Annotated in this window: 24 protein-coding genes; 12 read left to right on the forward strand and 12 right to left on the reverse strand. The window is 73.4% G+C overall.

Translation table 11 applies throughout. From position 1 onward, the window contains the following. Nucleotides 1-23: 23 nt before the first annotated feature. The 5 genes from aztD to ACYVJ0_RS00535 form a co-directional block, all read right to left on the reverse strand. Nucleotides 24-1208, reverse strand: coding sequence for a zinc metallochaperone AztD (aztD, locus tag ACYVJ0_RS00515; protein WP_460815287.1), 1185 nt, complete (start codon nt 1206-1208; stop codon nt 24-26). 23 nt (nt 1209-1231) lie between these two features. Next, the gene (locus ACYVJ0_RS00520; protein ID WP_460815289.1) at nt 1232-1732 is read right to left on the reverse strand and encodes a metal ABC transporter solute-binding protein, Zn/Mn family; all 501 of its coding nucleotides are present in this window, start codon (nt 1730-1732) and stop codon (nt 1232-1234) included. Continuing rightward, nucleotides 1729-2052, reverse strand: coding sequence for a metal ABC transporter solute-binding protein, Zn/Mn family (locus ACYVJ0_RS00525; protein ID WP_460815290.1), 324 nt, complete (start codon nt 2050-2052; stop codon nt 1729-1731). The genes ACYVJ0_RS00520 and ACYVJ0_RS00525 overlap by 4 nt, the downstream gene beginning before the upstream one ends. A 94-nt stretch (nt 2053-2146) precedes the next feature. Next, entirely contained in the window at nt 2147-3382 is a 1236-nt protein-coding gene (locus ACYVJ0_RS00530) for an ABC transporter (RefSeq protein WP_460815292.1), read from the reverse strand. A 23-nt stretch (nt 3383-3405) separates the two neighbouring features. After that, a complete protein-coding gene (locus tag ACYVJ0_RS00535; RefSeq protein WP_460815294.1) occupies nt 3406-3873 on the reverse strand; it encodes a metal ABC transporter permease in 468 nt (155 codons plus the stop codon). 37 nt (nt 3874-3910) lie between these two features. Between ACYVJ0_RS00535 and ACYVJ0_RS00540 the strand changes: the two genes are divergently transcribed. Further along, nucleotides 3911-4348, forward strand: coding sequence for an ATP-binding cassette domain-containing protein (locus tag ACYVJ0_RS00540; RefSeq protein WP_460815295.1), 438 nt, complete (start codon nt 3911-3913; stop codon nt 4346-4348). Nucleotides 4349-4396: 48 nt separating this feature from the next. Next, entirely contained in the window at nt 4397-5950 is a 1554-nt protein-coding gene (gene ffh, locus ACYVJ0_RS00545) for a signal recognition particle protein (protein ID WP_460815297.1), read from the forward strand. 92 nt (nt 5951-6042) lie between these two features. On the opposite strand, the gene ACYVJ0_RS00550 is transcribed toward ffh, so the two are convergent. From ACYVJ0_RS00550 to ACYVJ0_RS00570, 5 genes are all read right to left on the reverse strand, one after another. After that, a complete protein-coding gene (locus ACYVJ0_RS00550; RefSeq protein WP_449854270.1) occupies nt 6043-7092 on the reverse strand; it encodes a hypothetical protein in 1050 nt (349 codons plus the stop codon). Between the two features lie 227 nt (nt 7093-7319). Continuing rightward, nucleotides 7320-7520 carry a hypothetical protein gene (locus ACYVJ0_RS00555; protein WP_449855255.1) on the reverse strand — a complete coding sequence of 67 codons (201 nt, stop codon included), beginning with the start codon at nt 7518-7520 and terminating at the stop codon, nt 7320-7322. 57 nt (nt 7521-7577) lie between these two features. Then, on the reverse strand, nt 7578-8024 hold the full coding sequence (locus ACYVJ0_RS00560; RefSeq protein WP_449855254.1) for a hypothetical protein: 447 nt from the start codon (nt 8022-8024) through the stop codon (nt 7578-7580). A gap of 46 nt (nt 8025-8070) precedes the next feature. Beyond that, nucleotides 8071-8745 carry a LuxR C-terminal-related transcriptional regulator gene (locus ACYVJ0_RS00565; protein ID WP_449855253.1) on the reverse strand — a complete coding sequence of 225 codons (675 nt, stop codon included), beginning with the start codon at nt 8743-8745 and terminating at the stop codon, nt 8071-8073. Continuing rightward, on the reverse strand, nt 8738-9928 hold the full coding sequence (locus ACYVJ0_RS00570) for an ATP-binding protein (protein ID WP_449855252.1): 1191 nt from the start codon (nt 9926-9928) through the stop codon (nt 8738-8740). The genes ACYVJ0_RS00565 and ACYVJ0_RS00570 overlap by 8 nt, the downstream gene beginning before the upstream one ends. Before the next feature lie 136 nt (nt 9929-10064). Between ACYVJ0_RS00570 and ACYVJ0_RS00575 the strand changes: the two genes are divergently transcribed. Together ACYVJ0_RS00575 and ACYVJ0_RS00580 are read left to right on the forward strand one after the other, a co-directional pair. Next, the gene (locus ACYVJ0_RS00575) at nt 10065-11474 is read left to right on the forward strand and encodes a PspC domain-containing protein (protein WP_460815300.1); all 1410 of its coding nucleotides are present in this window, start codon (nt 10065-10067) and stop codon (nt 11472-11474) included. 1 nt (nt 11475) lies between these two features. After that, nucleotides 11476-11751 (forward strand): hypothetical protein, encoded by a 276-nt coding sequence (locus ACYVJ0_RS00580; protein ID WP_449855250.1) that lies wholly within the window; start codon nt 11476-11478, stop codon nt 11749-11751. Nucleotides 11752-11795: 44 nt separating this feature from the next. Here ACYVJ0_RS00580 and fabG read toward each other — a convergent pair whose 3' ends face one another. Both fabG and kduI (ACYVJ0_RS00590) read right to left on the reverse strand, forming a co-directional pair. Then, complete coding sequence (gene fabG, locus ACYVJ0_RS00585) at nt 11796-12557, reverse strand: 3-oxoacyl-ACP reductase FabG (protein ID WP_449855249.1); 762 nt, start codon at nt 12555-12557, stop codon at nt 11796-11798. Continuing rightward, nucleotides 12554-13372, reverse strand: coding sequence for a 5-dehydro-4-deoxy-D-glucuronate isomerase (gene kduI / locus ACYVJ0_RS00590; protein ID WP_460815302.1), 819 nt, complete (start codon nt 13370-13372; stop codon nt 12554-12556). The genes fabG and kduI (ACYVJ0_RS00590) overlap by 4 nt, the downstream gene beginning before the upstream one ends. Before the next feature lie 131 nt (nt 13373-13503). On the opposite strand from kduI (ACYVJ0_RS00590), the gene ACYVJ0_RS00595 reads away from it, so the two are divergent. From ACYVJ0_RS00595 to ACYVJ0_RS00630, 8 genes are all read left to right on the forward strand, one after another. Continuing rightward, entirely contained in the window at nt 13504-14817 is a 1314-nt protein-coding gene (locus ACYVJ0_RS00595) for an ABC transporter substrate-binding protein (protein WP_460815304.1), read from the forward strand. Next, nucleotides 14814-15734: a carbohydrate ABC transporter permease gene (locus tag ACYVJ0_RS00600; protein ID WP_344000226.1), complete on the forward strand. Its 921-nt coding sequence runs from the start codon at nt 14814-14816 to the stop codon at nt 15732-15734. The genes ACYVJ0_RS00595 and ACYVJ0_RS00600 overlap by 4 nt, the downstream gene beginning before the upstream one ends. Next, the gene (locus tag ACYVJ0_RS00605; protein ID WP_344000228.1) at nt 15731-16615 is read left to right on the forward strand and encodes a carbohydrate ABC transporter permease; all 885 of its coding nucleotides are present in this window, start codon (nt 15731-15733) and stop codon (nt 16613-16615) included. Before ACYVJ0_RS00600 ends, ACYVJ0_RS00605 begins: the two co-directional genes overlap by 4 nt. Nucleotides 16616-16646: 31 nt before the next feature. Continuing rightward, a complete protein-coding gene (locus ACYVJ0_RS00610; RefSeq protein WP_460815306.1) occupies nt 16647-19415 on the forward strand; it encodes a hypothetical protein in 2769 nt (922 codons plus the stop codon). Beyond that, entirely contained in the window at nt 19405-20490 is a 1086-nt protein-coding gene (locus tag ACYVJ0_RS00615; RefSeq protein ID WP_460815308.1) for a glycoside hydrolase family 88 protein, read from the forward strand. The genes ACYVJ0_RS00610 and ACYVJ0_RS00615 overlap by 11 nt, the downstream gene beginning before the upstream one ends. Beyond that, on the forward strand, nt 20490-21326 hold the full coding sequence (gene kduI / locus ACYVJ0_RS00620) for a 5-dehydro-4-deoxy-D-glucuronate isomerase (protein WP_460815309.1): 837 nt from the start codon (nt 20490-20492) through the stop codon (nt 21324-21326). The genes ACYVJ0_RS00615 and kduI (ACYVJ0_RS00620) overlap by 1 nt, the downstream gene beginning before the upstream one ends. A 68-nt stretch (nt 21327-21394) precedes the next feature. After that, complete coding sequence (locus tag ACYVJ0_RS00625) at nt 21395-22174, forward strand: IclR family transcriptional regulator (RefSeq protein WP_460815311.1); 780 nt, start codon at nt 21395-21397, stop codon at nt 22172-22174. Next, a complete protein-coding gene (locus ACYVJ0_RS00630; RefSeq protein ID WP_460815313.1) occupies nt 22164-23039 on the forward strand; it encodes a sugar kinase in 876 nt (291 codons plus the stop codon). The genes ACYVJ0_RS00625 and ACYVJ0_RS00630 overlap by 11 nt, the downstream gene beginning before the upstream one ends. Nucleotides 23040-23042: the final 3 nt, after the last annotated feature.

Here is a 23042-nt window from a genome sequence, read left to right on the forward strand (position 1 = left end):
GGGCACGGCACAGCGGTGAGCGATCAGCCCAGGGCGACCGCCATCTCGTTCGGAGCCTCGTCGAGCTCGACCGAGGCGACGACCTCGCCCGTTGTGAGGTCGACGGCGTGCAGCGTGTTCGCCGCCGGCTCGCTCACGTAGGCGATGTCGCCGTTCACGACGATCGCAGGGTGCGGATCCTGCCACTCGGCGGGGCCCTCCCAGGCCTCGATCACGGGGAACTCGTCCACCAGCTCGCCCGAGGCCGGGTCGAGCACGTGGATCGATCCGTCGGTGGCGATGATGTACGCCAGGTCCTCGGGGCCGCGCGCGACATCGCGGTACGTGAACTCGACCGGCAGCTCGACGACCTCGTAGGTCTCGGCGGCCGTGTCGATGAGCGTCACGGCGTGCAGCAGGTAGCCCTCGGCGTCGGGGTCGTCCTTGTAGTCGCCGACGACGATCGGGCTCGTCTCGGAGACGTACGCGTTGCCCATGCGGCCGTACTCGGCGGGCGCCTGCAGCTTGATGAACTCGCCGTCCTTGAACAGCAGCGCGCCGTTCTCGCAGCCGAACACGACCGCCTCGTCCTGGGCCGTGCCCTCGCCGTGGATGCCGGGGCACTGGTCCGAGACGGTCAGCTCGTGCCAGTGGTCCTCGTGCGGCTCGAGCGCCATGGCACCCGTGCGGCCGTCGGCGTTACCGACGGTCGTGAGCAGCGTGCCGTCCTCGAGCACGATCGACACGCCGTGGTGCGCCGCGTCGGCCCGGTGCGTCTGCGTCTCGGGCAGCTCGCCGTCCGCGGCCGCGAGGGCGTCGGTCTCGAAGATCGTCGTCTCGCTCGTGCCGTCGGCGTAGAGCACCGTCTTGCCGCCGTGGCGCACCACGTGCCCGGCCGTGTCGGCCTCGAAGACGAGGTCGGTGAGCTCCGGCGCCGCGGTGTCGAGCACCTGGAAGCCCGCCGAGGTCGTCACGAGCACGTGGCGCGCGTCGCCGGCGGCGTTCAGGCGCGTGAACTCCTCGGTCTCGAACTCGTCCACGATCTCGAGCGTCTCGGGGTCGAGCACCGCGAGACCGTTCTCGTAGGCCACCGCCAGGCGGCCCTCGGCGGCGGGGCCCTCCGGCGCCTCGGCGTCGGATCCCGGGGAGGTCGCGCAGCCGGCCAGCAGCAGGCCGGCGGCGCTCAGGGCGGTCGCCGTGGCGAGCATCCTCTGGTGTCGTCGTCTCATCGTGTTTCCCTTCGTTCGGCCCCTCATCGGGAGAGGCCCTCTGCGATGCGTTCGCTGTTGGTGCGCATCATGGACAGGTAGGTGTCGGCGCCCTCGCCCTCGGCGGTGAGCGACTCGGTGAACAGCTCGGTCACCTGCACGTCGATGCCGGCCTCCTCGGCGAGCACCTGCATGAGCCGATCCGGCTGCGACGACTCCGCGAAGATCGTCGAGACGCCCGCGGCGCGGATCGCGTCGGTGAGGCCGAGCAGATCGCTCGCGCTGGGCGCGGCGAGGGTGCTGCCGCCCGGGATCACGGCGCCGACGATCTCGAAGCCGAAGCGCTCGGCGAGGTAGCCGAAGACGTGGTGGTTCGTGACGAGCTGCCGGCGCTCGGCCGGGATCGCGGCGAAGGCCGCCGTCATCTCGTCGTCGAGCGCGACGAGCTCCGCGCGGTAGGCGGCGACGTCGGCCTCGAGCGCGGCGTCGTCGACGCCGTCGAGGGCCGCGAGCTCGGGCGCGAGCGCGTCGACGACCGCGATCATCTGGGCCGGATCCGTCCAGAAGTGCGGATCGTCCGCGCCGCCCGCGTCGGCGCTCGCATCGCATACGCGAGCACGTCCACGTGATCGCCGGCCACGAAGGTCGTCGCGCCCTCGCCCGCCGCGCGATCGAGGTGCTGCTGCAGGCCCTCCTCGAGGCCGAGCCCGTTGGAGACGAGCAGGTCGGCCTCGCTCATCGCGGCGGCCTCCTGGGCCGAGATCTCGAAGGAGTGCGGATCGGCGTTGGGACGCATGAGCGCCGTCACATCGGCCTGCGCGCCGGCGAGGGTGCGGACGACGTCGCCGAGGATGTTCGTCGTCACGACGATGTCGGGGCGGTCGTCGCCGGCGGGCCCGGCGGCGCAGCCCGCGAGCGCGAGCGTGGCGGCGGCGACGAGAGCGAGGCGGGTGGGCGGATCATTGCCCGACCTCCACCGTGAACGCGCCGACCGGGGTGTCGAACGAGCGGGCCACGCGCGCGCCGTCGGCGTAGTCGACCTCGTGCACGACGCCCTCGGCGGGGGAGGAGAGGTAGGCCCGCTGCGTGTCGACCGTGAGCTGCACGGCGCTCGCGTCGGCCGGCACGTCGGCGACGAGGGGATCGGTGACGGCCAGCTCGACGCCGGTCTCGTCGAGCACGCGCAGGCAACCCTCGGCGTCGAGGGCGAGGACGTGCCCCGCCTCGTCGTCGGCCGCCGAGGCGGCGATCACCGGAACGGCGGTGGGCACGAGCGTGAAGGAGCGCTCGCGCGTGTCGAGCAGCCAGATGCCCGCCTCGCCGGCGACGCCCGCGACGGTGGGGCGGCCCTCGCGGTTCGCGAACGAGGTGGCGGCGGGCGCGGCGGCGCCGTCGGGGTACGGGATCCGCTCGAACGCGGGGGAGCCGCCCTCGGCGGTGACGAGGAGGGCGCCGTCGGCGCAGCCGATCACGAGCCCCACGCGGGTCGTGATCGCCCCGGCGGCGTCGAGGCAATCGGCCGTCTCGCCCGCCGTGCCGTCCGAGGTGCGGTGCTGCACGGCCGTCACGCGTCCCGACACGTCGGGCACGGTGACGACGCCGCCCTCGCCGAGGGGTGCCACGAGCCCGGCGTGCGGCGCGAGGTCGAGGCGGAACGACTCGCGCACCTCGCCCTGCGACAGCGCCTCGACGTCGAGCAGCACGGCCTCGCCGGTCTCGGGGAAGAAGACGCCCGCCGATCCGGTCGTCGACGAGTTGCTCGTCGACACGACGGCGCGGCCCGATCCGGGCACCGGGCCGAGGATCGACGGCGTGCCGCGGTAGTAGTGGAAGTGGTCGACGTGGTCCCACGCCCACATGCCGCTGTCGACGATCTCGACGCCCTCATCCGTGGTCGCGAACGCGTACCGGCCGTCCGTGGACACCGCGCTCGGGGCGCCGATCGAGCCGATGTCGGCGCGCTCCTCGGTGAGAAGGTCGATCGACGCGACGGTGCCGACGGGCGCGAGGGTGACGAGCTGCAGCTGCGGCTCGGCGACCTCGGCGGCGCCCTCGACGGCGCCGTGGCCGTCGCCGGTGGCCGCATCGGACGGCGTGGGCGACGCGGCGGGCTCGGAGGGGGCGGCGCACCCGGCCAGCAGGCCGGTGGCGAGGACGTGCGCGGCGGCGGCGCGCAGCAGGGGGCGAGGGGGCATGGAGCTCTTCCGGTTGCGGGTGGTCAGGGGGTGACGAGGGAGGCCGGCTCGGGCCGGCGCGGGTGGGAGGCGCCGCGCGTCACGACGGCGTCGAGGGCGACGCGGAGCGCGCCGCTCAGGGCGGCCACGGCGATGGCGGCGGCGGCGACCGTCGCGCCGGCGGCGGTGCCCGCGTGCCAGGAGACGAGCAGCCCGGCGGTCACGGCGAGCACCGCGAGGACCGCGGCCAGCGCCATCCGCACGGGGATCCGGCGCGTCCACGGCGCCGCCGCGATCGCCGGTGCGAGCAGCAGGCCCACGACGAGGAGCGATCCGACGGCCTGGTAGGAGGCGACGACGGCGAGCGTGACGAGGCCCACGAGGGCGACCTGCGCGAGCGCCGGCCGCAGCCCCAGCACGTGCGCGACCCGGCGATCGAAGGCGGCCGCGACGAACGCGCGGTGGCACGCCGCCGCCACGACGAGCGTGATGACGTTCCCGACCGTACCCAAATGAGAACGCTTATCACACACGAGTAGAGTGATGGGCGTGTCCGACAACGCAACGCACCCCGATCCGATCCGCCGCACCTCCGCCCCGCTGCTGTGGGCGCGCGATGTCTGCTTCGCCTACGACGGCGCCGACGTGGTCCACGCCGTCTCGCTCGAGCTGCCGCGCGGCGCGGTCACGGCGCTGTGCGGGGCGAACGGGTCGGGCAAGTCGACGCTCGTGGAGCTGCTGGCGGGGGTGAAGCGGCCGCGCGCGGGCGCGATCGAGCGGGGCGGAACGCTCGCGCTCGTCGTGCAGCGACCGCCGACATCCTCATCCTCGACGAGCCCGCCGCGGGCCTCGACGCCGCCAGCCGCGACCGCGTGCGGGCCGCGCTGGCCGAGGAGGCGGCCAGGGGAGCGGCGGTGCTGTGCGTCACGCATGACGACGACGCGATCGCCGCGGCCGACCGCGTCATCCGGCTCGACGGCGGGATGATCGTGCGGGAGAGCGTGCCGGCGGCCCTCGCGTAAACTCGTACGCACCATGGCTGCATTCGGCGATCTCTCCTCGCGTCTGACCGAGACGTTCCGCAATCTCCGCACGAAGGGCAAGCTGTCGGCGGCGGACGTCGACGGCACCGTCCGCGAGATCCGGCGCGCGCTGCTCGATGCCGACGTCGCCCTCGAGGTCGTCAAGGCCTTCACGGCGAAGGTGCGCGAGCGTGCCCTCAGCGACGAGGTGAACCGCGCGCTGAACCCCGCGCAGCAGGTCGTGCAGATCGTCAACGAGGAGCTCGTGGCGATCCTCGGCGGCCAGCAGCGCCGGCTCGAGTTCGCCAAGACGCCGCCGACGGTCATCATGCTCGCGGGCCTGCAGGGTTCCGGCAAGACGACCTTCGCGGGCAAGCTCGCGAAGATGCTCGAGAAGGACGGCCACACGCCGCTGCTCGTCGCGGCCGACCTGCAGCGCCCCAACGCCGTGAACCAGCTGCAGGTGGTCGCCGAGCGCGCCGGTGCGGCGATCTACGCGCCCGAGCCGGGCAACGGCGTGGGCGACCCGGTGAAGGTCTCGCGCGACGGCGTGGAGTTCGCCAGGCAGAAGCTGCACGACACCGTCATCATCGACACCGCCGGCCGCCTGGGCGTCGACGCCGAGCTCATGAAGCAGGCCGCGGACATCCGCAAGGCCACCGATCCGGACGAGGTGCTGTTCGTCATCGACGCGATGATCGGACAGGACGCCGTGAACACGGCGCGCGCCTTCCAGGAGGGCGTGGACTTCACCGGCGTCGTGCTGTCGAAGCTCGACGGCGACGCGCGAGGCGGCGCCGCGCTGTCGGTCGCCTCCGTCACGGGCCGGCCCATCATCTTCGCGTCCACGGGCGAGGGCCTCGACGACGTCGAGGCGTTCCACCCCGACCGCATGGCGAGCCGCATCCTCGACCTCGGCGACATCCTCACCCTCATCGAGCAGGCCCAGCAGGCCTTCGACGAGGAGGAGGCGCAGAAGGTCGCCGAGAAGCTCGCGAAGGAGGCCTTCACGCTCGAGGATTTCCTCGAGCAGATGCAGCAGCTCAAGAAGATGGGCTCCATGAAGAAGATGCTCGGGATGCTCCCGGGCATGGGCCAGATGAAGCAGCAGCTCGAGGACTTCGACGAGAGCGAGATCGACCGCACCGAGGCGATCATCCGCTCGATGACGCCCGCCGAGCGCCGGAACACGAAGATCCTGAACGGATCGCGCCGCTCCCGCATCGCGCGCGGATCGGGCGTGACGGTGACCGACGTGAACCAGCTCGTGAACCGCTTCGAGCAGGCCGCCAAGATGATGAAGACCGTCGCGCGCGGCGGCACGCCGAGCATCCCCGGCATGGGTGCCATGCCCGGCATGGGGCGGCCGGGCGCCTCGGCCAAGCGCGGCAAGCAGGCGAAGAAGAAGGGCGGCTCGCGTTCGGGCAACCCGGCCAAGCGCGCCGCCGAGAACGCCGGGCTGCCGGCGCAGCAGCCCACGGGCTCGGGCTTCGGCCTGGGCGCCGCGGGCGCGCAGCCGACCGAGGCCGACCTCGCGGAGATCCAGAAGCTCCTCGGCGGCCGCTGACTTCCGCAGGCCGGGTGAACCTCATCGGTTGCTGAACGGAGCGGCCGCAGGCCGCGGAGATGAAGCGACCACCGCAACCGGCCTGGCCGCGCTCAGGCCCCGGCTCGCCGCCAGGTGCCGTCGCGGCGATCCTCCCGCCACGTGACCGGATCGCCCGTGACGCGCGCCGCGTCGGTCAGCCAGTACGTCGTGTCGGGCGACCACCCCGCGATCACGCTCGAGTGCTCGTCGTCCACCCGGATCGCGCGGCCCGCGCAGGCGAGGTAGCCCTCGACGGGCAGATGCACGGCGTCCCAGTCGCGGGCGACGAGCGACCAGTCGGGGATGACCCACCGCCCGTCGCGCCCGGTCGCCTGGTACCAGTCGTGGCGCCGCGAGGCGGTGACCTCCAGCGGGTGGCGCCGGCACAGCTCGGCCCAGTCGTCGATGCCCCGGATCTCGAGCACGCGGCCGGCGCCTCGCACGGGGATCGCGCGCACCTCGCGCCAGCCCAGGCTGTCCTCGACGAGCCGCACCCCGGCGGGCGTGCCGTCGCGCATCTCGCCCGTCGTGGCGAGAACGCCGGAGGGCGTCGACCACCACGTGTTACTCCACGGCGCGGAGACATCCCGCGGGGACTCGCGTTCCGCCCATGCCTCGCCCTTTGCCACCGCCGCCCGCCACGCCTCCAGAGCGGCGCGCGCGTCGCGCGGATCGGGCACCGCGGCATCGCCGCGATCGATCGCCCACTGCTGCGGACGCAGCCCGGCCGACCACCAGCCGGTCGCGGGCAGGTCCGCCACCCGTCGCGCCACGGCCGTCAGCGCGTCGCGCAGCTCGGGGAGGGTCGCGACGGCGTCCTCGCCGTCGGGCTCCTGCCAGTAGCGCGCGGCGTCGACCGCGCGAACGAGGGCCGCCGTGACGGCGGCGTCGGCGATGCCGCGCGGATCGCGGGCGAGCACGAGCCGCGCGAGCTCGGCCGGTTCCGGCGGCGGCGGGTCGGCCGCGCCCGGGCGGAAGAACCCCCACGAGAGCGTCGCTCCGCTGTGCTCCCGCGCGAGGTGGAACAGCCCGATCGAGACCGCGTCCGGCTCGCCGGTGCGGAGCAGCTCAAAGCAGAGGCGCCGGCCGCGCGGTCCCGCCATGATCGCCTCCGCCCGCATGCGACGAGCGTACCGGGCGGGTGGGTGAACGCCAGCGGCCGCAAGCCGCGGGGCTGAAGCGAAACCGCACCCATCAGGGAGTTGCTGTGGTCGCTTCATCTTCGTTCGCTGTCGCTCACTTCGTTCAGCAACCGTGGGGTTTCACCGTTCGGTTGAACTCATCGGTTGCTGAACGGAGGCGCGCAGCGCCGGAGATGAAGCGACCACCGCAAGCCGCCGGATCGGGCTCAGGGGCCGGAGATGCGGGTCCAGGCCGTGCGGCCGAGGGCGCGGTGGGTCGCCTCGGTCGAGGTGGGGTCGGCGTGCTCGCCGGCCCGTCGGGTGTCGTCTCGGGGTGCGTCCTTCGCGCGGCGGCCCTGCACGATCCGCCAGGCGATCGCCCAGCCGAACAGGGCCAGCAGGGCGAGGCCGCCGAGCATTTGCATCATGGGGCCGATCCTAGCCACACGGCGGCGGATCGGGAACGCCCGGTCCCGCCCAGGGCGTCAGGAGTGCGTGAGCTCGGCGGCGCCGAACGGGAACGGGTAGAACCACGTGCCCGGGCGGGGCCATCCCTCGATCGGATAGAAGGCGATCCACAGCCCGATCGCGACGAACGACACGACGACGATCGCGAGGATGAGCCGCAGGCGCCGCGTGAGCATGCGGGCCGCGTCGTGCGCATCGACGGCGCGGCGGTCCACCGCGCGGAACGCGCCGATGGCGATCAAGGCGATGGCCAGATACACGAACGGGCTCGGCCCGATCTCGATCTGGATGCACGTCTCCTCGGGTTCCGTGAAGCACTCGCCCTTGCTGCCGACCGCCAGGAACGAGTACAGCAGCGCCGCGGCGAGCGCGCGGATGAGGAACGAGCGGAACATCAGCAGCACCGGGCGCGCCTGCTCCAGGCGCGCATCGTGCGGCGCCGGGGCCTCGCGGGTCTCGCTCACCCCCGTACTCTGGCAGGCGCTGCCGCTTGGCGGCAAACCGGCCCGGTCAGAGCAGGCGGCGGGCGGAGGCCCACGCGGTGAGCTCGTGGCGGGACGACAGCTGCAGCTTGCGGAGCACGGCCGAGACGTGCGACTCCACCGTCTTGATGGAGATGAACAGCTCGCCGGCGACCTCCTTGTACGCGTAGCCGCGGGCGATGAGGCGCATGACCTCCTGCTCGCGGGCCGAGAGCCGGTCGAGCTCGTCGTCGGCCTGCGCGGTCTCGCCCGCCGCGGCGCCGAACGCGTCGATGACGAAGCCCGCCAGGCGCGGCGAGAAGACCGCATCGCCCTCGGCGACCGTGCGCGCCGCGCGCGACACCTCCTGGCCGGACGCGCCCTTCGTGATATAGCCGCGGGCGCCCGCGCGGATGACCCGCACGACGTCCTCGGCGGCGTCCGAGACCGACAGCGCGAGGAAGCGCGTGGCGGGCGAGAGCGGCGCCGCGCGGCGCAGCACCTCCTCGCCGCCGGTGCGCTCGCCCTCGTCGCGCGACTCGGCCGTAAGTGGCAGGTGCACGTCCAGCAGCACCACGTCGGGGCGGGTCTCGGCGATCACCGCCACCGCCGCGGCGGCATCGGCCGCCTCGCCCACGACGCGCAGGTCGGCGGCGAGATCGTGGCGCAGGCCGGAGCGGAAGATCGAGTGGTCGTCGACGATGACCACGCGCAACTCAGCCACGCCCGCCGCCCGCGGGGTAGCGGATGTGCACCTGCGTGCCCGCGCCGCCGGCGCCCGGGCCGACCGTCGCCGAGCCGCCGATCCGGCGCATGCGGCCGAGGATCGACTCGCGCACGCCCAGCCGGTCGGGCGGCACGTCGTCGAGCGAGAACCCCGGACCGCGGTCGCGCACGTACACGTCGACCGCGCCGTCCGATCCCTCGATGTACACCGACACCTCGCCGCCGGCGTGGCGGGCGGCGTTCAGCATGGCCTCGCGCGCCGCGGCGGCGACCTCGCCGCTGGCCCGCTCCGTGGAGGCGCCGGCCGAGACGACCGTCATGACGACCTCGTAGTCGAGCTCGAGGGCCGAGCCGTAGTCGCGCAGGTCGGTGGCGAGGTCGCTGTCGGCGGGCAGATCGCCGTCGTACAGCCAGGCCCGCAGCTCGCGCTCCTGGGCGCGGGCGAGGCGGCCGGCCTCGCTCGAGGCGCCCGCGCGGTTCTGGATGAGCGCGAGCGTCTGCAGCACCGAGTCGTGCAGGTGCGCGGCCATCTCGGCGCGGTGCTCGGCGCGGATGCTCGCCACGCGCGCCGCCTGCAGCTCGCGCAGGCGGGCGATGAACGTCGAGGCCCACACGGCGGCGATCGCCGCGAGGAGTGCGAGCGAACCCAGCAGCGCCCCGGTCGTGAGCAGCTGCGCGAAGGTGAGCGTCGCGAGCAGCAGCAGTGCGAGCACGGCGGTGGCGAGGGAGCGGACGAGAAGGTCGTGCCGCATGCCCCGCGCCGGGTCGTCGCGATCGATCCACGCCGACCAGAGCCCCGCGAAGGTCGCGGCGGCCGCGGCGGGCACGAGGGCGAACGGAGTCGTCCCGTCGACGTATCCCCAGGTCGTCAGCGCCGACATGGCGCGCACGACCGGCAGCGTCAGCACCATCGCCAGCCCGAGTGCGATCCATGCCACCGGTGCCTCGCGCCGCACGCGCTCGGCGGGCCGAGCGACGGGCGTGAACGCCCACAGCCACGCGTACAGCAGCACCCCGGCGCCGAAGGCCACGGTCAGCAGGACGAACACGGCGCGCGTGGGGCCGACGCGCCAGCCGAGGTGGTCGGCCAGGCCGCCGGCCACGCCGGAGACGACGGCGTCGTTGCGCCGCACGAGGGGCGGCACGGCGACGGCGGGCAGCGGGGCGGCGAGCGCGGTCACGCCGACTCCTCGGTGCGCGGGATCGGTGGCATGCCCCTAGCGAACCACACGGATCGGCGCGGCGGCGGGCGGTTCAGGGACGGATCAGGGGTGTCCCTCATAGCCGCTCGGCGCGACCGGCGGGGAGGATCGACTCATGACCTCCGCAACGCCCTCGCCGCCCGTCGCCGACGTGCCGGATCCCGCCCCGCGCCCCGAGGCGGCGCCGTGGAGCTGGATCCGCGACCTCGGACTCGTGCGCACCGACGGCTGGGCAGGCGGCGTGTGCGCGGCGATCGCGCAGCGCATCGGCGTCGACCCGATCATCGTTCGCGGCGTCTTCGCCGTCGCCACCGCGCTGGGGCTGCCCGGCCTATGGGTGTACGCCGCGTGCTGGGCGCTCCTGCCCGACGCGCAGGGGCGGATCGCGCTGCAGCTGCGGGCCGGATCCGCTCCGGCGCTGCTGGGCGCCCTCGCGACGGCCGCCCTCGCGCTGCTCGGATCGGCCGCCGGCGTGGTGCTCACCACGCTGGCGCTCGGGTGGGGCCCCGGCCCCGCTGCCCTGTTCCTCGGCCTGGCCGCCCTCGTCATCGGGCTGGCGGTCATCGTCTGGCTGGCGCGGCGGGCCGCGCCGCACACGATCGTCCCCGCATCCGGGGATGCCGGCGGGCCGTCGGACCCCGCCGAGCGCGACGGGGCGGCTTCGGGCGCCGCCCCGTCGCCTCCACTCGCCGAGCCGATCGCGCCGGAGCCCTCGGGCGACATGGCGGCCTGGCGCGCGCAGTACGACGCGTGGCGCGCGCAGCACGAGGCGTGGCGCCGCGGTCAGGACGACGCCGAGCGCGCCGAGCGCGCGGAGGAGCGGGCGCGCCGCCGCGAGCAGGCGCGCGCCTTCCGCGCCGAGGCCGCCCGCGCGCGCGCCGAGCGCCGAGCCGCCAAGCCGCGCGTATCGGCGGCGTTCGTCGCCGTCGCGGCGGGCCTGGTGCTCGTCGCGGCCGTCGGCGCCTGGATCGGCTTCCAGACTCTCGCTCCCGACGCGGCGGTCCCGGCGGCCGTCCTTGCGGCGGCTGCCGTGCTCGCGCTGGCGATGATCGTGGCGGGCGCACTGCGCCGGCGCAGCGGCCTTCTCGCCCTCGCGGCGGTGGTGCTGCTCGCCGTCGGGGGCACCGCCACGGCGGCGCGCACCTTCGGCAACGTGCTGCCGTCCTCCGCGGACGTCTACGTGGTGCCGGGCACGCACGAGTTCGTGCAGCCGTTCGGGTACCTGAGCGTCAGTATGTGGGCAAATGCGGGCCGCGCGGACGGTGTGATGGAGGTCCGCAAGCGCGATGGCGTGACGATGATCAGCGTCGGCCACGACGCCGACACACGCATCGAGATCGCGCCCGGGTTCGAGGGCACCGTGCGGCTCACCGACCGCGCGCAGCCGAGCGGGCGCGAGGTCGCGCCGCGCACGAACGGCACGTGGCTGTTCGCCTACGACGGCGGCCCCGGCGCCCCCGAGCGCGTGCTGCGCCTGGACCAGCAGGACGGCATCATCGACATCTACCGCACCTACGAGGACTGACATGACCGAGAACATCGACACGCGCACGACTCCCGCCATCCGGTGGGCGGCGATCGTGTGGGGCGCCCTCCTCGCCGCCGTCGCGGTCGCCGGCATCGCGATCCTCGCGGCGCCCGAGCTGGCGCTGGCGCTCAACGAATCGGTCAGCGCGCTGCTCCTGCAGGCCGAGGTCGGCTGGATCCTCGCGCTCGTCCTCATGGCGCTGGGCATCGCGATCGCGATCGGCGGCCTCGTCCTCGCCCTGCGCCGCTCCGCGAAGGTTCCCTCCGCGACCTGAGGCGCCGCCACCGGGGGAGGCCGGCGGCGGCGCGACGACCGTCGTCAGCGGGCGAGCCAGCCGCCGTCCACGACGAGCACGTGGCCGTTGACGTAGGCGGCGTCCGGCCCGGCGAGGAAGGCGACCGCGCCGGCGATGTCGCTCGGCTCGCCCCAGCGCCCCGCGGGGATGCGCTCCCGGATCTCGCGCTCCCGCTTGCCGTCGGCCCGCAGCGCGGCGGTGTTGTCGGTGGCGATGTAGCCAGGCGCGACGCAGTTGACGGTCACCCCCGCGGCCGACCACTCGTTCGCGAGCGTCTTCGTCATGCCGACGACGGCGTGCTTGCTCGCCGCGTACGAGACGACGTTGATGCCGCCCTGGAACGACAGCAGCGACGCGATCGTCACGATGCGGCCGTCGCCGCGCTCGACCATGCCGCGGCCGAGCGCCTGCGTGAGGGTCCACACCGCGTCGAGGTTGACGTCGAGCACCCGCCGCCAGCCCTCTCGGGAGTGGTCGACGGCGGGCTCGCGGTGGATGATCCCCGCGTTGTTCACGAGGATGTCCACGCGTTCGCCCGCGGCGAGCTCGTCGGCGACCCGGCGCGTCTCGTCGGGGTCCGACAGGTCGCAGCGGACCGTGCCGACGGCGTGGCCCTCGGCCCGCAGCGACTCCGCGCCGGCCTCGACCGAGGCCCGCCCCAGGAGCACCACCTCGGCCCCGCGCTCGGCGAGCAGCCGCGCGCACGCGAAGCCGATGCCGGCGCCGCCGCCCGTCACGACGGCGCGGCGGCCGGCCAGCGGGCGGGCCGCGTCGACGGCGCTCACCGGAGATCCTTCGGCTCGACGGCCTCGACGTCGCTGTAGTCGACGTTCTCGCCCGCCATCGCCCACACGAACGAGTACGCGCCGGTGGCGACGCCCGTGTGGATCGACCACGGCGGCGACACCACGGCATCGCGGTCGTGGAGCATGAGGTGGCGCGTCGCGCCCGGCTCGCCCATCAGATGCACGAGCACGTTGTCGCCGAGCCCGTCGTACAGGTAGATCTCCGTGCGCCGCGCGTGCAGGTGGGACGGCATCGTGTTCCACACCGATCCGGCGGCCAGCGTCGTGATGCCGAGCACGAGCTGGTTCGAGGCGATGCCGTCCGCGTGGATGTACTTGCGGATGGTGCGCTCGTTCGCCTGCTCCGCCGATCCGAGGTGCAGCGCCTCGACGTCGTCGCGCGCCGCGAGGGCCGCGGTGCCGGCGCGGTGGGCGGGCGCCGAGACGAGGTACAGGGTGCCGTCGCCGCGGAACGCGACCCGGCGCGTACCCATCGGCAGGTAGAGCACGTCGTGCCCGCCCATCGAGAAGCTCTCGTCGTCGGCCGTCACCTCCACGGATCCGTCCAGGCACACGACGCCCAGCTCGCGCCGCTCGAGGAAGTGCTCCGCGCGCAGCGCGTCCGGCGCCTCGAGCGGCACCTCCTCGCCCTGCACGCGCACGCCGCCGATGAGCAGGCGATCGTCGTGCGCGTACGCGAAGGACAGCTCTCCGGGGCGGAAGAGGTCGCGCACGACGAAGCGGTCGCGCAGGTCCTGCTCGTCCAGGAATCCGAGGTCGTTCGGATGCGTGCTCCACAGCTCTGTGAAGGTCATATCAGGCGTCTCTCCCTGCCAGTAATTCCGCCACGCGGAAAACGTTTCCTATCTACGGGAATTCTATTGATTATGGTGGGACATGTCATCGACCAGTTCTCGAAGACCGAGAACCCGATCAAGGAGGATCCGTGGCACGGAAACGAATGCGGGCGCTGCCGGCGCTCGCGCTGGCGTCGGTCGCCGCCATTGCGGTCGGCTGCGCGCCGGGGCAGCTCGAGGGCGAGGGGGACGAGCCGCAGGACGTGCAGACGCTCGCGCCCGAGGACTTCGCCGGCCTCACGCTCGAGTACATGTACTTCACCGACGGGCCGGACGAGGAGGGCACCCGCCAGCTCATCGCCGAGTTCGAGGAGGAGTACGACGTCACCGTCGAGCTCGAGATCCTGCCGTACGCGGACCTCGTCACCTCGACCCTGAACCGCCTCTCGGGCGGCAACCCGCCCGACGTGGTGCGCCTCACGGGCCTGACCGACTTCCGCGACGACCTGCTCGTGCTCGACCCGTACCTGGGCGAGGACTACCGCGAGCAGTTCCTGCCGGGCCCGACGAGCGCCGTCCTCAACGACGACGACGAGATGATCGCCGTGCCGAGCGACCTGACGATGAACGGCCCGTTCATCAACGTCGACCTGTTCGAGCAGGCCGGCGTGGAGGTCCCGACCGAGTGGACGTGGGACGAGATGCTCTCGGCGGCCCAGGAGGTCAAGGAGGCCACGGGCGTGCCCTACGCCTTCGCGATGGACAAGTCGGGCCACCGCCTCTCCACCATCCTGAGCGAGTACGGCACCTACCTGCTGGACGACGACGGTAACGCCCTCGACATCGACAGGGCGGAGGCCGCGCTGCAGCCGATCGTCGAGATGATGGCGAGCGGCGACATGCCGGCAGACTTCTGGCTGGGATCGGGATCGCGCTACCAGGGCGCCAACGAGATCTTCCTCGCGGGCGAGACGCCGATCTACCTCTCCGGCAACTGGCAGGTCGCCCAGTTCGTCGAGAACGCCCAGTTCGACTGGACCGTCGTGCCCAACCCGTGCGAGACCGAGTGCGGCGGGTTCCCCGGCGGCAAGTTCATGGCGGCGTTCGAGCAGTCGGAGAACCCCGCCCTCGCGGCCGAGTTCATCCGCTTCATGAACGACGCCGAGCAGCAGGAGACGTTCGTGACGGTGGGTGGGCAGCTGCCGACCCGCGTCGACCTCTCCGAGAGCGGCGTCACCTACCCGGACGAGGCCGCCCAGGAGGCGATGGACGTCTTCCTGGCCGACCTCGTCGACACGCCCGAGGAGGGCTTCGAGTCCAACGGGCACCCGGCGTTCAGCGCGTCGGCGACCGCGCTCGTCGACGAGCTCTCGACCGTCGTGGCCGGCCAGAAGGACCTGCGCACCGCGCTGACCGACCTGAGCGCCGAGATCGACGCGCTCGTGGAGGAAACCACGTCGTGACCACTGCCGCACTGGTCACCTCCCGGCCGCCGCGCACGCGGCGGCCGGGAGGGTGGGGCATCCGCATCGCCCCGTACCTGTTCCTCATCCCGAACATGGCGATCTTCGCCATCTTCACGATCTACCCGGCGCTCAACGGCTTCAACATGTCGCTGTACTCGTCGAGCAACGGGCGCACGTTCCGCTGGGAGGGCCTCGGCAACTACGAGCAGATCCTCACCTCGGCCGAGTTCTGGACCGTGGCGCGCAACACGGCGGTGTTCGCGGTGGCCTACGTGCTGCTGGCGACCGCCGCCGCGATCGCGATCGCCGTGCTCGTCAACGCGCAGGGGCGCGGCAAGACGTTCTTCCGCGCCGTCTTCTTCATCCCCGTGCTCGTCTCGCCCGTGGTCGTCGGCCTCATCTGGAACTGGATGCTCGAGCGCGAGAACGGCCTCGTGAACACCGCGCTCGGCGCGATCGGCGTGCCAGGAGTGCCGTGGCTCGTCGACGGGTTCTGGGCCATGGTCGCCGTCGTGCTCGTGGGCGTGTGGATGCAGGTCGGCTTCTACATGCTGATCCTGCTCGCCGGCCTGCAGTCCATCGATCCCGCCCTGTACGAGGCGGCGAAGATGGACGGCGCCACCAGCTGGGACCAGTTCCGCGTGATCACGCTGCCGCTGCTGCAGCCGAGCATTGTCGTCGTGGTCGTGCTCGCCACGATCCACGGCTTCCAGTCCTTCGACTTCATCTGGACCCTCACGGGCGGCGGGCCGGTCGGCGCGACCATGCTCATGGTCCAGTACATCTACGAGAACGGCTTCCAGTCGCCGATCCGGTTCGGCATCGCGACCGCGGGCGGCGTGCTGCTGTTCCTCGTCGTGTTCGCGCTGACGATCGTCAACTGGATCGTGAGCCGCAGGAGGGAAGCGGTATGAGCGAGACGCGTCTCATCACCACCGGCACGGCGCCCAAGCGCACCTGGACATCGATCAGCCGCAAGCCGGTGAGGCTCTCGGACGCCCTGCGGGTGGTCGTGCTCACCGCGGGCGCGCTGGCCTGCCTCATCCCGCTGCTGTGGATGTTCCTCGGCTCGTTCAAGACGCCCACGGAGCTCGCGCAGCGGCCGCCGGCGCTGCTGCCGGAGTCGTGGGGGCTCGGCAACTACACCGAGGCGCTCAGCCGCTTCAACTTCGTGCAGTACCTCGGCAACAGCGTGATCGTCACGATCGCGGCCACCGTGCTGACGCTCGCCATCAACTCGATGGCGGCCTACGCGCTGGCGAAGTACAACTTCCGCGGCAAGAACCTGCTGTTCCTGCTCACGCTCGCGACGATCATGATCCCGCTGCAGGTGATCCTCATCCCCGTCTACCAGGTGGTGGCCTCGCTGGGCCTCGTGAACACCCTGTGGGGCATGATCATCCCGGCGGCCGCCACGCCGACGGGCGTGTTCCTGCTGCGCCAGTACATGCTCTCCATCCCGGACGAGCTGATCGAGGCCGCCCGTGTGGACGGATCGGGGGAGTTCCGCACCTTCGTGCAGATCGTGCTGCCCCTGTGCACGCCCGCGCTGGCCGTCGTGGCGATCTTCTCCGTCATGTGGCGCTGGAGCGACTTCCTGTGGCCCCTCGTCGTGGCGCAGAGCGAGGCCGTGTACACCCTCCCGGTCGCGCTGGCCCGCTTCAACGCCGAGCTGACGGTGCCCTTCAACCTCATCCTCGCGATGGGCGTCGTCTCCACCATCCCGGTGCTGATCATCTTCCTCATCTTCCAGAGGCAGATCGCCACCGGCATCGCCAACACCGGCATCAAGTGATCCCCTCCCACCGCTCCACCCTCGAGGACCTATGACATCCCTTCCCGCCCGCACCGGCCGCACGGTGCACGTCACCGACGCCGACGGCACCGTCCGCGACTGGCTCGTGTCGCCCGCCTGGGCGCTGCCGTGCGACGACCTCGCCGACTTCCTCCCCTCCGACGGCTCGCCGTGGCGCGACGAGCGCTTCTCGGACGGCCTGCCGTCCGCGGACGAGGGGCGCTGGGTGCTCACGCAGGGCCCCGACGTGGGGCCGCTGAAGGAGCGCATCCTGGCGGCGCACGCGATCGACACCGATCAGCCGCTGCCCGCGATCGGCGAGGGCCGGCCCATCGCCTGGCGGTCGTTCGGTGCCACGCACGAGGGCGCGTGGCGCCGCGTGCGGACCGGATGGGACGGGCTGCTCGACTGGTCGGCGTTCTGCTTCACGCCCGAGTACCGCGCCGCGATCGCCGCGACGGTGCTCGAGGTCGACCAGGCGGAGTGGCGCACGCTCGAGCTGCACACGACGGGGCCGTTCGTGCTGTGGGTCGACGGCGAGGTCGTGTTGCGGGGCGGCACGGTGTCGTACATGGAGCCCGAGGTGCACAGCGTGCGCGTGCGCCTGCACTCGCGCGCCACGACCGTGCACCTGGCCACCTGGCAGGTCGCGTTCCGCGAGGTGAGGCACGTGGCGCGCCTGCGCGTGGTCGGGCTCCCGGTGCGCGTCGTGATCCCCTCCGAGGGCGCCGACGAGACGGCGGCGCGGCTGGCCGAGACGGTGCTCTCGCGCGTCGCGTCGACGAGCTGGGCGCAGGAGGGCGACGCGGGCGTGCTGAGCGCGCCCCCGGGGGTGGCCCTGCGGGTGCGCGTGGGCGACGGCGCCTGGCAGCGGGTGACGACCGACGCCGACGGGCACGCGCGGTACTCGCTGGTGGGCGCCGAGGAGGAGGAGGACGAGGGCGCGGACGTCGCGCGCTCGGCCGGCGCCTCGATGCTCAGCACGGGCGAGTCCATCGTCGAGGTGGGGCTGGACGACGACCGCTGCCCGCAGACGGTGCGGCTGCGCGTGGCGCACCTGCCGCGCGACAGCCGCGAGGCCAGCACGGGCACGCCCGAGCAGTGGCGCCGCGAGGTGCTCACGCACGTGAGCGGCGGCGGCGACGACGTCCGCGAGGCGGGCGTGGCGGGCGTGCTCGCGCGCCACGCGCTCGACCCGGGCACGCGCGTGACGGCGGCCGACCTCGCCTCCGCGCGCCACCGCGTCGTCACGCGCGGGGACTGCGCCGACTTCGAGGTCATCGCGATGCTGTTCGCGTGGCACTGGATCCCCGCCGAGGCGTGGGACGGCGACCTGCGCGCGCAGGTGCGGGCCGAGCTGACGGGCATGAAGTACTGGATCACCCAGCCCGGCCTCGACGCCATGTGCTACTTCACCGAGAACCACCAGTTCGTCTGGCACACGGCGCAGACGCTCGCGGGCGAGGCGTTCCCGGACGACGTCTTCCCGGTCGACGGCCGGACCGGCGCCGAGCACGCCCGCGAGGGCAGGGCGCGCGCGGCGGCGTGGATCGCGCGCAAGCTCGAGGGCGGCTTCAGCGAGTTCGACTCGAACGCGTATCTCGCGATCGACTCGTACGCGCTGGCCGCGCTCATCGAGCTCGGCGCGGATGCCGCGCTGGCCTCGGCGGCGCGCACGCTGCTCGACAAGGTGCTCGTCACGCTCACGAGCAACTCGTGGCGCGGGGTGCACGGCGCGGCGCACGGCCGCTCGTACGTGCACACGCTGCGCAGCAGCCGGTACGAGGAGACCTCGCCGCTGCTGCGGCTGATCGGCGGCGTCGGCACGCTCAACGACGCCGTGCTGCCCGTCACGGCGCTCGCGCTCGCGCGCCGCTACGAGGTGCCCGCCGTCGTGCGGGAGCTCGCCGCCCGCGAGCCGGAGGAATGGGACGGGCGGCAGGTGTACCGCGGTGCGCTGGCGTTCGAGCGCGACCTGCTGGATCGCCCGTACCGCTCGGACCTGCGCGTCTTCCGCACCCCGGACGTCATGCTCGCGAGCGTGCAGGACTACCGCTCGGGGCTGCCGGGCCTGCAGGAGCACCTGTGGGGCGCGACGCTCGGCCGCGAGCTGCAGGTCTTCGTCACGCATCCCGCCAACGCCGACACCGGCTCGGCGGCGCGTCCGAACGGGTGGGCGGGGCACCGGGTGCTCGGCCGCGTGCACCAGCACCGCGAGGCGCTCGTGCACGTGCAGCGCTTCACGACCACCGATCCGCGCCCGCAGACCCACCTGTGGTTCCCCGTCGCGCAGTTCGACGAGGTGCTCGTGGGCGACGAGTGGCTCTTCGGCCGGCGCGGCGACGGGTACGTCGCGGTCGCGACCGAGGGCGGCGTGCGGGTGATGTCGCACGGCGACACGGCGGAGCAGGAGTGGCTGCCGATGGCGGGCGGCTCGGCGTGGGTCGCCGCGGTCGGGCGCGCCGCGAAGGACGGGCCGTTCGAGGAGTGGGCGTCGCGCCTGGAGGACGGCGAGCTCGTGTGGAACCCCGAGGGCGACCACGACCCGGGCGTCAGCTGGCGCCGCGTCGACGCGCCGGCGCTCGAGCTGACCTTCGACGGCCCCTTCCTCGTCGACGACGCGCCCGCCGGCTTCGCCGGCGGCGTGCCGGAGACCGAGCCGCACCTCGACAATCCGGCCGTGACCCTCGGCTTCGGGCAGGACAGGGCGACGGTGTCGTGGGGCGGCGCCGAGCTGGAGCTCGACATCGCCGGCGCCCTCGCCGCCACGCGGGAGGTGATCGCGCGCGATGGCCGGTGAAGACCTCTCCTCCGCCGAGCTCGCGGCCGCGCCGCGGACGCCGCTGACCCCGGCCGCGTTCCTCGCCTCGCGGGAGGGCATCGAGGACGCCCTCCAGCGCGAGACCGCGGCGTGGGGCATGACCCGCTGGTTCTGGGGCGAGGGCGTGTGCCTGCTCGCCGCGCTCCGGCTCGCCGACGCCCGCGGGGAGCGGGCGCCGGAGTGGGTGCGCTCCTTCATGGATCCGTACCTCGCCGCGCCTCCCGTCCTCGAGCACGTCAACAACCTCGCGCCCGGCGCGGCGCTCGCGGAGCTGCACGCGCGCGATCCGCGGCCCGAGACGGCGGCGCTGCTGGAGGCCTGCCTGACCTGGTACGAGCGGGCGCCCGAGGCCACCCGCGCCCCCAACGGCGCACTCGAGCACTGGCCGGGCGGGGTGTGGGCCGACACGGTGTACATGGCGGGCCAGTTCCTGCTGCGCGCCGGCCGCGCGCTGGCGCGGCCCGAGCTCGTGAGCGAGGCCGAGGAGCAGTGGCTGCGTCACGCCGACCTGCTGCAGCACCCGGACAGCGCCCTGCTCGTGCACGGCACGAATCAGGGCGTGCGGATCGACTGCCACTGGGGCCGCGCCAACGCGTGGTTCGCGCTGGCGGGCGCCGACCTGCTCGCCGCGACGGGCAGCGCCGCCGTGGCCGAGCGCCTCGTGCCGCTGCTCGAGGCGGTCGCCGCCCTGCAGCCGGATCACGGGGTGTGGGATGTGCTCGTCGACTCGCCCGTCGAGGTGCGCGGCATCCTCGAGACGTCCGCCGCCGACGGGCGCGGCGCCGCGCTGCTGCGCGCCGCGGCGGCGCTCGGGCCCGAGCGGCTGGCGGCCGGGCGTCACGCCCGGCTGCGCGCGGCGGGCGAGCGCGCCGTGCTCGGCGCCGTCGCGTACGTCGACGACGGCGTGCTGACGCGCGTGAGCGCCGGCACGATCCTGCAGCTGATCCCGTTCGGCTACTCGGTCATCCGCGACGATCGGCCGCAGCCATGGGGCCAGGGACTCGCCATGGAGGCGCTGGCCGCCTGGCGCGAGACCCACGAGGGAGGGAACTGATGGACATCCGCACGCTCTACGCGCACAGCCCCGAGGCGACCGCCGCGATGAACACGGCGCAGCTGCGGCGCGCGTTCCTCGCCGAGGGGCTGTTCGTCCCCGGCGAGGCCCACGGCGTCTACACGCACCACGACCGCATCGCCGCCTTCGGCATCGTGCCCGGGCGCGAGCCGATCGCCCTGCCGCTGCCCGACCAGGTGCGCGCCGAGCACCTGCTGCAGCGCCGCGAGGCGGGCATCCTCAACGTGGGCGGTGCCGGCACCGTCACCGCCGACGGCGAGACGTACGCGCTGGCCCACACGACGGCGCTGTACCTGGGGCGCGGCACGCGCGACGTGACGTTCGCGTCGGACGATCCGTCCGATCCCGCCGCGTTCTACGTGTTCACGGCCGCCGCGCACGCCGTGCACCCGAACACCCTCATCACGCGGGATCGCATGAACATCGTCGAGCTCGGCGACGCGGCCTCGGGCAATCGCCGCACGCTGCACCAGTGCGTCATCGAGGGGCGCACCGCGAGCGCGAACATCGCCTTCGGGTTCACCACGGTGCATGCCGGGAGCGTCTGGAACACGATGCCGCCGCACACGCACGACCGCCGCACGGAGTGCTATCTCTACTTCGACCTGGAGCCCGATGACCGCGTGTTCCACGTGATGGGCGAGCCGGACGAGAGCCGCCATCTCGTCGTCGCGGATCGCGAGCTCGTCGTCTCGCCCAGCTGGTCGATGCACTTCGGCGCCGGGACGGGCTCCTACAGCTTCGTGTGGGCGACGTCCGGTGAGAACGCGACGTACGACGACGCGGAGGGCATCCCCGTCGCCGGCATCCGCTGATGGCCGCGCGCGACGGCGTCGCCGCACGCGGCGCCGCGGAGAGGGAGCCCGGCACGAGAATGGTGGGGATGAGCGATCAGACGGGGCAGGCGTCCGCCCTCGCGAAGGGGCTGGCGGTGCTCGAGGCCGTGCTGTCGAACGACCGGCTGTCCGACCTCGCGAAGGCGACGGGCCTGTCCAACAGCACCGTCCACCGCATCCTCTCGGAGCTCGTGGCGAACGGCTGGGTGTACCAGGACGACGCGAAGCGCTACCGCCCGGGGCGCCGCATGCTGGCGCTGGCGGGACTGCTGAGCGACGACGCCGAGATCAACAGGCAGGCCAGGCCGCACCTGGAGGCGCTGCGCGAGGCGACCGGGGCGACCGTGCACTTCGGGCTCGTCAAGCACGACGCCGTCATGTACGCCGCCAAGCTCGACGGCCGCGGCTCGTACCGCATGGTCTCGCGCGTGGGAGGCCTCGTGCCGCTGCACTCGACCTCGATCGGGAAGTCCGTGCTGGCGGCGCGGTCGGATCAGGAGGTCGCCGACATCATGCACCGCACGGGCATGCGCGGCGTGACGGAGGCCACCCACACGACGGTCGCGTCGCTGCTCGACGATCTGCGGGCCACGCGGCAGCGGGGCTGGGCGATCGACAACGGCGAGAACGAGGCGAACCTGCGCTGCATCGGCGCGGCGGTGCTCGACTCGTCCGGCAGGGCGATCGGCGGCGTGAGCATCTCGGCGCTCGAGTTCGAGCTGCCCATCTCCCGGCTGCGCAAGGTGTCGGAGCAGGTGATGCGCGCCGCGCGCGGCATCAGCGCGAGCCTGGGCTACACGGGCGAGGCGCGGGACGATGCCCGCTGACCGCCGGCCCGTGCTGTGCATCGGCGAGACGATGGCCGTGATCGCGCCGGTCGCCAGCGAGCCCGTCGTCGACGCCGACCTGTTCCGGATGGAGCCCGGCGGCGCGGAGTCGAACGTCGCGGCGCGGCTGGCGGCGCTCGGGCACGACGCCGTCTGGCTCGGTCGGCTTGGCCGGGACCCGATAGGGGAGCGCATCGCGCGATCGCTGCGCGCCGTCGGCGTGACGACGCGCATCGATTGGGACGACGCCCACCCGACGGGCCTGTACGTGAAGGACCCCGGCGGCGGGGTGCACTACTACCGTGCCGGGTCGGCCGCGTCGCACGCCGACGCGCGCCTGCTCGCCGGCGTGGACTGGGGCGAGGTCGCGCTGCTGCACGTGACCGGCATCACCGCCGCGCTCTCGCCCGGCTGCCGCGCGCTGCTGTCGGCCGCGTTCGACGCCGCGCGCGATGCGGGCGTTCCCGTGAGCTTCGACGTCAACCACCGCGCGCCGCTGTGGGACGCTGCGCACGCGGCCCCCGTGCTGCGCGACCTGGCCCGCCGCGCCGACATCGCGTTCGTCGGGCTCGACGAGGCCGAGGGGCTGTGGGGCACGCGGGACGCCGACGACGTGCGCGCGCTGCTCGACACCCCGGCGACGCTCGTCGTGAAGGACGGCGCAGTGGGTGCCACGGCCTACGCGCGCGGCGCGCGCATCTTCGAGGCCGCGCCGCGCGTCGACGTCGTCGAGCCGGTGGGGGCCGGCGACGCGTTCGCGGCGGGCTTCCTCTCCGGCGTGCTGGACGACGCGCCGACGGGAGAGAGCCTGCGACGAGGGCACGAGTGCGCCGCCATCGCGCTGTCGAGCACACGGGACATGTAGGGG

This window comes from Microbacterium petrolearium, from assembly GCF_054782875.1.